3 protein-coding genes are annotated in these 8,285 nt (G+C 68.6%); all 3 read left to right on the top strand.

What is annotated here, in order from left to right:
* The coding region (locus tag AC3A6P_RS35910; RefSeq protein WP_487697412.1) for a KR domain-containing protein at window positions 1-3,383 on the top strand (3,383 nt) is incomplete at its 5' end.
* Entirely contained in the window at window positions 3,380-8,134 is a 4,755-nt protein-coding gene (locus tag AC3A6P_RS35905) for an SDR family NAD(P)-dependent oxidoreductase (RefSeq protein ID WP_487697410.1), read from the top strand. The genes AC3A6P_RS35910 and AC3A6P_RS35905, both read left to right, overlap by 4 nt.
* A 5-nt stretch (window positions 8,135-8,139) precedes the next feature.
* A partial coding sequence (locus AC3A6P_RS35900) for a hypothetical protein (RefSeq protein WP_487697413.1) occupies window positions 8,140-8,285 on the top strand: 146 nt, incomplete at its 3' end.

Genomic DNA, 8,285 nt, shown 5'->3' with positions numbered 1-8,285 from the left:
CCCTGTCGGTCGCCGATGGACTCAAGGTCATCGCCACCCGCTCCCGGCTCATGTCCCGACTCGCCGGCCAAGGCGCGGTCGCCCTCGTCGAACTGGATTCAGAGGCCGCACAGGCGCTGATCGCCGACTATCCCGGGGTCGAGGTGACCGTGTATGCCTCGCCGCGTCAGACCGTGCTCGCCGGGCCGCCCGAGCAGGTGGACGCCGTGATCGCTGCCGTCGCTGCCGGCGATCGATTCGCGCGGCGGGTCAACATGGAGGTGGCCTCCCACACCGCGCTGATGGATCCGATCCTGCCCGAATTGCGCAGCGCCCTGGCCGATCTCACCCCGGCAACCCCGACCATCCCGTTCATCTCCACCGTCGGCGGGCCCGGCCACCGCCCGGCCTTCGACGCCGACTACTGGGTCGACAACCTGCGCCGGCCGGTGCGGATCAGCCAAGCCGTACTCGATGCCGCCGAACACCACGGCCGTTTCGTCGAGATCAGCCCGCACCCCACCTTGACCCACGCGATCACCGAGACACTGGAAGCCGCAGACGGCGACACAGCGGTGTCGGTGGTCGCCAGCCTCAAACGCGACGAGGACGACACGCTGTGTTTCCACACCCAGCTGGCCGCTCTGGGTCATACGGGCCCGCACGACCACACGAGACCATTGGTGGCACTACCGCCCACCCCGTGGCATCACGGCCGGCACTGGATCACCATCGAGGCTCCGGCCAGAACGGGTTCCGCGCCCAAACGCGGAACCCTGCTGGGAGAGCACGTTCCACTGGCCACGACCCCACCGGGTCATCTCTGGCAGGCGCGTCTGGTGCCGGGAGCCAAGCCCTATCCGGGTGAGCATCGGGTGCACGGCGTGGAACTGGTGCCGGCATCGGTCCTGCTGCAAACACTGTCCGTGGCCGCCCGCGCGAGCGGCGAAGCGGTGCTCCGTGACGTCCGTCTCGAACAGCCGGTCGTTCTCGACGAGTCCCGGCTGATCCAGGTGGTCTCCGACGGAGAGGCCGTCACCATTTCGTCGACCCTGGTCAGTGACGGCGCCGTACAGCGCTGGGTCCGGCACGCAACCGGTCGCATCGACCACCGCCCGGCGAATCCCGCCGTGGTGGTAGACCCGGACCGCCCATCCGTCGCGGCCGAGGTGTTGCCGGTGCTGGACGCCGCGGCCGCGGCCGAGCTCAAGCGTGAATGGGGTATCGAAGGTCAGCCCTTCCCGTGGTCGATCACAGCAGCCCAAGCTATTCCCGGCGGCGTGAGTGCCCGTGTCGAGATGTCGGATCCGTCGGTGGTCGCACTGTTGGACGCGGCGGTCCACCTGGCCCGCCTGGCCGACAGCTCGCACCGCGAGCTGTTGATGCCGGCCGGCGTCGACAGTGTCGACATACCGGCACAGTTCGCCGATCGACACGATGTGGTGGAGGTCCGCCGACGCGACGGGGAACCCGGCGAGCTCGTCGTCGACGTCGCGGTGCGCGCTGCCGACGGCAGCGTCGGTATCGCGATCGATGGATTGCGTTTCGCCGCAGTGGAACCGGTGTCCGCCGCCACGGACCCCGCCACGCTGGCGCACGCGATCGAGTGGCAGCCGTTGGCCGACGGCGCAGATCCCCAGCAGGCGGCGGGCACCGTGGGCACCGTCGCGGTGGTGGGTGACGGCGGCGCTGCGCGGTCCTTGCGTGACGGGTTGGTGGCGGCCGGATACGTGCCGGCCGACATCGACACCGCACAGTGCGTGCTCTACCTCGCCGACCCTGGGTCGGCGGCCGCGGGAGAAACCGACACCGACTGCGCGGTGCGGCTCACCGCGGAGGTGGCCGGTCTCGCAGATCGGCTGGCGGAACGGCAATCTCGCTGCACACTGTGGATTCTCACCCGGGGTGTCCTCGAATGCGCCTCCGATGCCGCGATGCGGCAGAGCAGCCTCTGGGGACTGGCCGGTGTCATCCGAGCCGAGCAGCCCGATATCTGGGGCGGCCTGGTGGACCTGCCGCCGGAAACCGGCACGGATGACGCGAACGGTCTCGGGAGGTCTGCGGCCGCTCTGGCGACGGTGCTGGCGGCACCGGCGAAATCCATCCTGGTGTTGCGCGACGGGACATTCCGCGCGCCCGCGGTGTCTCCGATCGTGGGTGAACCCGTGCGTGAGCCGCTGCGGTGCCGGCCCGACGCGGCTTATCTCATCACCGGAGGGTTGGGCGCACTCGGCCTGTTGATGGCCGGCTGGCTGGCCGACCGCGGTGCACGACGCCTGGTGCTGGCGGGGCGACATGCGCTGCCACCCCGGCGGGCGTGGGATGCGGAGACCAATGACGCGGCGCTTCGGCAGAAGATCGCTGCTGTTCGCGCGCTGGAGAACCGAGGGGTTGCGGTCGAGGCCGTGGCCTGCGACGTCGGGTCCGCGGAGGAGGTCCGCGCACTGCTGGCTCGTCGCGACGAAGCGGGCGAGCCGGCCGTGCGGGGCGTCATCCACGCGGCAGGTGTCACCGAGGGGCAGCTGCTGACCGAGCTGGACACGGGCCGGCTGCGGCGCACGCTGTGGCCCAAGGTCTCCGGGGCTCGGGTGCTGCATGAGGTGTTCCCGCCGCGCAGCGTGGACTTCTTCTTCCTGACATCGGCCGCCGGCGCGGTGTTCGGCGTTCCCGGACAGGGTGCCTACGCCTCCGCGAATGCCTACCTGGACGGTCTGGCCCGGGGCCGGCACCTCCAGGGCTGCCACACCATGAGCCTGAACTGGGTGGCGTGGCGCGGGCTCGGGTTCGCGACCGAGGCGCAGGTCGTCCTCGACGAATTGGAACGAATGGGGTCACGGCCGGTCACGCCGGCGGAGGCGTTCCCGGCATGGGAGTACGTGGACACCTTCGACATCGCACAAGCAGTGATGGTCCCGCTGTCACACGGGCAGGCCGGAGTGGACGACGACCGCAGGCCGACGCGTGACTGGACGCAGATGGCCGCCGGGGACCTGTTGGCCGAACTCGAAACCGAGCTGAAGAGCATTCTCTCCCGCGAGATCGGCCTGCCCGAGAGCGACATCGACGTCGGGCGCCCGTTCGCGGAGATGGGTCTGAACTCGGTGATGGCGATGTCCATCCGCCGGGACGCGGAACGGCTGTTGGGTATCGAGTTGTCGGCCACGATGCTCTGGAACCACCCGACGGTGTCGGCGCTGACCGTGTTCCTGGCGGAAAAGCTGGTGCCGCACCACATTTCCGAGGATATCGACGAATCGTCGGCCGACTCGCCGGGGAGCGTGCTCGACGACTTGTTCGGCAGCGTGGAATCGGCTGCCTTCCCAGACGAGGGGGATGAAGAGTTGGACGAACGGGGGAATTCGATGCGCCCGTCGGATGACCGCAGTATGGACCGATCAGCATGACCGAGCCGATGGACGAAACAGGAATGCGCAACTGGTTGGTCGACTACTTGGTCACCACCATCGGCTGCAGCCCCGATGAGGTGGACATCCACGCCTCCATGAACGACTTGGGCGTCGGCTCCCGCGACGCCGTGGTGCTCTCCGGGGAACTCTCCGAATTACTCGAGCGACAGGTGTCGCCGGTGGAGTTCTGGCAGCACCCCACCATCGACATGCTGGCACGCTTTCTCACCAGTGCCGAGTCCGACGACGACGATCTTCCCGAACTCGACGCCAGCTCGGGCACATTGAACGAACCGATCGCAGTGATCGGACTGGGCTGCCGGTTGCCCGGCGGGATCAACGCCGTCGACGACCTGTGGCAGCTGCTCGCCGACGGCCGCACCACTGTCAGCGAAGTTCCGCCGCATCGGTGGGCGGCGTTCGACGACGGCTCGGAGGAAACGGCGGCCGCGCTCGCCGGTACCACACGGTGGGGGTCGTTCCTCACCGACATCGACGTCTTCGACCCGGAGTTCTTCGAGATCTCGCTGCGCGAGGCCGTCAAGATGGACCCACAGCAGCGGCTCATGCTGGAAGTCGCCATCGAAGCGCTGGAGAACGCCGGAATCCCACCCAGCGCGCTGCGGTGCTCGCACACCGGGGTGTTCGTCGGGGCCAGCATCAGTGAATACGGCTACCTGGCGTCGACCGACCTGCCCTCGGTCGACGCGTGGAGCAATTCCGGTGGCGCACTGAGCATCATCGCCAACCGGCTGTCGTACTTCCTCGACCTGCGCGGCCCGTCGATCACCGTGGACACCGCCTGTTCGTCGTCGCTGGTCGCCATGCACCTGGCCTGCCAGAGCCTGCGGACCCAGGACTGTGACGTGGCCATCGCCGGCGGAGTGAACGTCTTGTTGTCACCTTCGGTGTTCCGCGGCTTCGACCACTCCGGGGCCTTGTCGGTGACCGGTGCCTGCCACTCCTTCGACGCCGACGCCGACGGTTTCGTCCGCGGGGAAGGCTGCGGTGTGGTGGTGCTCAAGCGGCTCAGCGACGCGCTGCGCGACGGCAACCGGCCGCTGGCCGTGATCCGGGGATCGGCGGTGAATCAAGACGGCCGGTCCAACGGAATGCTCGCCCCCAACCCGGCCGCGCAGATGGCGGTACTGCGGGCGGCGTACGCCCACGCCGGCATATCACCGCAGGAGGTCGACTACGTCGAAACCCACGGTACCGGAACCATGTTGGGTGACCCGATCGAGGCGCGGGCACTGGGTTCGGTCCTGGGCCGCGGCCGCTCCGCAGAGGCAGGTCCCCTGCTGCTCGGCGCGGTCAAGACCAATCTCGGCCACCTCGAAGCGGCGGCCGGAGTGGTGGGTTTCATCAAGACGGTACTGGCGGTGAACCGGGGCACCATTCCCGGGAACCTGCACTTCAACAAGCCCAACCCGCACATACCGTTCGAGCAACTGCGGCTCCAGGTGGTTGCCGAAGAGCAACAGTGGCCGCAGACCGGACGGCCTCGGCGCGCCGGGGTGTCCTCGTTCGGATTCGGCGGCACCAACGCCCATATGGTGATCGAACAGGCCCCGGATCCCAAATCCAGTGTGCAGCAACAGGACCCACCTGTCAGCACGCTGGTGATCTCCGGTGCCGGATCCGAGCGCATTGCCGCGACGGCCGGCTCGCTGGCGGACTGGATGGACGGCGACGGCCTGGCGGCGTCGTTGCCTGAGGTCGCGCACACCGTCAACCACCACCGCGCGGTGCACACACAGTTCGCCACGGTGTGCGCGCGCCGGCGTGAGGACGCGGTCGCGGGGCTGCGGGCACTGGCCGAACACCGCAGTGTCGACGGCGTGGTCGGTCCGCACGAGGGTGGGTGCGGGTCCGGAACCGTCTTCGTCTACTCCGGGCAGGGTTCGCACTGGGCCGGCATGGGGCGGGCGCTGCTGGTCGACGAGCCGGTGTTCGCCGGTGCCATCGCCACGCTGGAGCCGGTGTTCGTCGAACAGGTCGGTTTCTCCCTCTGGGACATCCTCGCCGGCAGCCGGCCGGTCAGCGGTGACGCACAGGTGCAGCCGGTGCTGATGGGCCTGCAGCTGGGTCTGACCGAGTTGTGGCGGTCCTACGGGGTACACCCGGACACCGTCATCGGCCATTCCATGGGTGAGGTCACCGCGGCGGTGGTCTCCGGTGCCCTCTCGGTGGCCGACGGGCTGAAGGTGATCGGGGTGCGGTCGCGGCTGATGTCGCGGATGGCCGGGCAGGGCGCGGTGGCGCTGCTGCATCTGCCTGCCGACGAGACCGAGGCGCTGCTCGCCGACTTCCCCGACGTGAGCGTGGCCGGCCACGTCTCGCCGCGGCAGACCGTGATCGCAGGCCCGGTGGCGCCTGTCGACGTGGTGATCGCCGCCGTGAGTGCACAGAACAGGTTCGCGCGACGGGTCAACATGGAGGTCGCTTCACACACCGCGTTGATGGACCCCATCCTGGCCGAATTACGAGCCGAGCTCGCCGGACTGGATCCGCGTCCGCCGGCCATCCCGTTCATCTCCACGGCAGTGGACGCCGCGCATCTTCTCGATGCCGAGTACTGGGCCCACAACGTTCGGCAGCCGGCCCGGCTGATGCAGGCCGTCACCGCTGCCGCGGCCGACAACTGCACCTTCATCGAGATCAGTGCCCATCCGATCCTGACGCACGCCATCAGCGAAACCGTGGAGCCGCTGGGCCACCATCACTGCATCGGGACGCTGTGGCGCGACGGTGACGACACGGTGCGGTTCCACACCAACCTCAACGCCACCCACACCACCCGGCCACCGGAGACACCACATCCGCCGGAACCCCATCCCGTGCTGCCCGCAACACCATGGATGCATTCGCGGCACTGGTTCGATTTCGCCCCGGTACGCCGCCGCGGCGAAACGCTGCAGCCCCGCGGCGCATGGTCGGCCAAAACCGACCTGGTGCCCCAGGACTGGTACTGCCGACTGGCATGGCCGGTGCGGGACCTGCCCGATGCGCCGGTTGACCACGACAGCGTGTGGCTGGTCATCGGAGAGGCCGACGTGGCCACCGAACTGGGTCACGTACTGGGTGAGCAATCCCGGTCGACGGTGTTGTCGCCGGCGGTGTTGTCCGACGACGGGCGCAGGGCAGAACTGGCCGGTGCGCTGGCCGGCGTGACCCATGTGCTGTACGCGCCACCGCCCGTGACGGACGGTCTGGCTGCCGGGGCGGCCTACGAGGTGTTCAACACCGCCCGCAGACTGGTCGCGGCCATGGCGGCGATATCGCTGCCCCCGCGGCTGTACCTGCTGACCCGCAGTGCACAACCGGTCAGCGACGGCGATCGTGGTAACGCCGTCCATGCGGTCCTGTGGGGGTTGGGACGCACTCTGGCACTGGAACATCCGGAACTCTGGGGCCGGGTGATCGACGTCGACGAGACCGTTCCCGCGGCTCTGATTGCGCGGTATGTGGAGGCCGAGGCCCGGGGTGGCGACGACGAGGATCAGGTCGTCTACCGTGCGGGCCTGCGCAGGGTGCCGCGGCTGCACAAGAGTGTCCCTACCGCGTCGGCGCCGGTCGAGTTCGGTCAGGACGGGTGCCATCTGGTGATCGGCGCCACCGGCAACATCGGCCCACACCTGATCAGACAGCTGACCGAGCTGGGCGCCCGCACTGTCGTCGCGGTGTCGCGCACCCCCGGCTCACGGCTGGATGACCTGGCGGACAGCCTGTCCCGCAACGGCATCTCCCTGGTGACGGTGGCCGCTGATGCCACGGACTCGACGGCGATGGCCCGGTTGTTCGCCCGGTTCGGTGCGGACCTGCCTCCGCTGCACGGGATTTACCTGGCGGCCTTCGGCGGCGGTCCGGTCACCCTGGCCGACATGACCGACGGCGATGTCACAGCCATGTTCGGCCCCAAGCTGGACGCCGTATCGGTACTGCACACGCTGTCCCTGCGCCAGCCGGTGCGCCAGTTCGTGCTGTTCTCGTCCATCTCGGGTCTGACCGGCTCGCGATGGCTGGCGCACTACACGGCTACGTCGGCGTTCCTCGACGCCTTCGCCTACGCGCGCCGCGCGGCCGGGCTGCCGGCCACAGCCGTCAACTGGGGACTGTGGAAGTCGTTGACCGACAGCCAGTCCGAGCAGGAACGCCAGGTGAGCCTGGATTCCGGGCTCGAGCCCATGCCCGACGAGGTCGCCATCGCCGCGCTGCGCTGGGTGGGTGGTACCAGAGCGCCGGTGCGTTCGGTCGTGGTCGCCGCGGACTGGGAGCTGCTGGCCGCCGCGTACCGCACCCGGGCCGCGCTGCACATCGTGGACGACCTGCTGCCCGCCGAGTCCGACGGCGACACCGGAGCCACAACCACGACGGCGTTCCGGCTGGCGTTGGGTGAGGCCGACCCGGCGCAACGGCGTGATCTGCTGAATGACCATGTGAGCGACCAGGTTGCGACAGCGATGGGTCTTGTCTCCCGGAGAAAGATCGACCGTTCGGCGGGTTTCTTCCAATCGGGCATGGATTCACTGATGAGTGTGACACTGCAGCGGGGGCTCAGCGAGAGCCTCGGCGTGGCGCTGCCGACCTCGGCCATCTTCGACTATCCGAGCGTGGATGCCCTCTCGGGGTATCTGGCCACCATCCTGCCCGAGCTGGTCGAGGTGGCCGATGCCGAGGATGCCGACGAGTACGACGAACTGACCGATGATGAGCTGCTACAGCAGCTTTCAGAGAAACTGGGTTGATGGGCATGGCCGCTGCATCGTTGGATCGTCGGGCGATCGTCACTGAGGCGTTGAAGAAGATCGATGACTTGAGCGCGCGGTTGGAGATTGCCGAGCGCGGTGATGTCGAGCCGATTGCCGTGGTGGGGATGGGTTGTCGTTTTCCGGGTGG

This window comes from Mycobacterium sp. Soil_C_30, from assembly GCF_057656995.1.
This window is presented reverse-complemented; position numbering and strand designations above follow the sequence as displayed.